This window comes from Okeania sp. SIO2B9, assembly GCF_010672505.1.
Taxonomy (GTDB): domain Bacteria; phylum Cyanobacteriota; class Cyanobacteriia; order Cyanobacteriales; family Microcoleaceae; genus Okeania; species Okeania hirsuta.
The window spans coordinates 1-1301 of sequence record NZ_JAAHGK010001680.1 but is presented as its reverse complement, the minus strand read 5'-3'; the positions used below and the strand labels follow the sequence as shown (position 1 = coordinate 1301).

The window sequence follows — 1301 nt, the reverse complement described above, 5'->3', positions numbered from 1 at the left end:
TAGTTTTGGCTAAGTTGCAACTAACTTCTCCTAAAAAATTTTCCTGATGATATATTTTCCACCGAGAAAATTAAACATAGCTTTCTCTAACTATAAACTGCTTAATATTAATTTTATATGCTTTAAGGTATTTATCGTTATCTTGGAAGCGTTGCTTTAAAAAAGTGTCTGGTCAACCTAAATTCAAGAAAAAAGGTAAAGATGATAGCTTTACTTTAGATGGTTCAATTACAGTCGGTTTTAATCAGATTAAATTACCAAGAATTGGATGGGTGAAAACTTACGAAATATTGCCAGATAATATTACTCCTAAGTCTGTAACTATTAGCCGAAAAGCCGACCGTTGGTTCATCAGTTTCAATTCTAGAGAGAAAGAAACTCAAATTACTGAGAAATCAGTAGATGTAGTTGGTGTTGATTTAGGTATAAAATCTCTAGCTACTTTATCCACTGGTGAAGTTTTTGAAGGGGCTAAATCAAAAAGGAGGTTAGAAGCTAAACTCTCACGACTTCAATACCTTAACAGACATAAAACCAAGTTTTCCAATAACTGGAAAAAAGCACAGCTAAAAATAGCGAGGCTACATACAAAGGTAGCTGATATCAGGAAAGATACATTACTTGAAGAAGGAGACAGGAGACAGCTATACTGGAGACAGGAGACAGGAGGAAAATTACATGGGGATTCGCTCCCCCAAGTAATGCGTGAACACCCCCGTTGACGGTGGGGTATTAAACCCACAAAGAAAATGATCAATATTGATTAGCATTGCCATAGGACACCAAGATACGATATGCTGCGGGTATTCTGTTAACATCTTGATCAACTTCCTTAGACTTAGACTAGGATTAGGCTTTACCGATCTCTAATGGTAGAGATTTTTTGTGCCATGCTCGGTTACTTATGATAGTATTTTTGTCTTTTGTCCAACAAACCATAAATTTACGATCAAAGGTTTGAATTTTAAAACATTAATGATAGAATCTGATTGTTGTTAACAACCGTACATAAAATTCCTAGACTCATAAACATAAAATAGTGGCCTAGAGGTGTAAGTACCAAACAGGTGATTTTGGATCAAAAAACGACAAAGGAAAGAGTTTGATGTCAACCCAAATATACGTAACAAAAAAATCTGTTCAGGTAGCTAAAGATCAAAAGTCAAAAACCAGATCAAAAGACTATATAAAAAGTCTACAGAACAAACACTATACATTTAATGTCCTAATAGCCATAGACATAATAGCCATAGGCAAACTAATAGCAATATCTTTACTATTATCGGATGCCACGATAATAG

At 34.5% G+C, this 1301-nt stretch carries 1 protein-coding gene; it reads left to right on the top strand.

Annotation, left to right across the window (positions count from 1 at the left end):
- Positions 1–92 precede the first annotated feature (92 nt).
- Complete coding sequence (locus tag F6K13_RS33650; protein WP_353735758.1) at positions 93–722, top strand: transposase; 630 nt, start codon at positions 93–95, stop codon at positions 720–722.
- Positions 723–1301 lie beyond the last annotated feature (579 nt).